General features: G+C 51.8%; 1 protein-coding gene. It reads right to left on the bottom strand.

The window, feature by feature from the left end:
- The coding region (gene trmD, locus PGX78_RS07860; protein WP_270446360.1) for a tRNA (guanosine(37)-N1)-methyltransferase TrmD at positions 1–579 on the bottom strand (579 nt) is incomplete at both ends.

Genomic DNA, 579 nt, shown 5'->3' with positions numbered 1-579 from the left:
TGGCAAGAGAAGCTTTTCTTCTCCAAGCCTCTATTTTGGCATGATCGCCGTTACGCAACACTTCCGGTACAACATACCCGCGAAAATCAGCCGGTTTCGTGTACTGGGGGCACTCCAACAACGACATGGCAAACGAATCGTCAGCGGCTCCGGCCGACGCTCCGAGTACACCCGGTATCATGCGTGCTACCGCATCGGTCACAATCATGGCCGGCAATTCGCCGCCCGTAAGAATATAGTCACCTACAGATACGGCTTCATCGGCCAACTGTGATTCGATACGATAATCGACACCCTCATAATGGCCGCAAATCAGTATTATCTGCTCATATTCAGCCAACTGTCGGGCCTTATCCTGCGTAAATTTCTCCCCTGCAGGTCCCATAAAAATAATGCGTCGTTTTTCCACGCCGCGACGTACCGATTCAACAGCCGCAAATACGGGCTGAGCCTTCATCAACATGCCGCAGCCGCCGCCATATACCGTATCATCAGCCATACGATGCCGATCATACGTAAAATTTCGCGGATTGGTCACATCCAAATCGAGAAGTCCGGATTTTACGGCGCGGCCGATAA

The sequence above is a fragment of the Megasphaera sp. AF13-6AC genome (assembly GCF_027685385.1).
GTDB classification, from domain to species: domain Bacteria; phylum Bacillota; class Negativicutes; order Veillonellales; family Megasphaeraceae; genus Megasphaera; species Megasphaera micronuciformis.
This window is presented reverse-complemented; position numbering and strand designations above follow the sequence as displayed.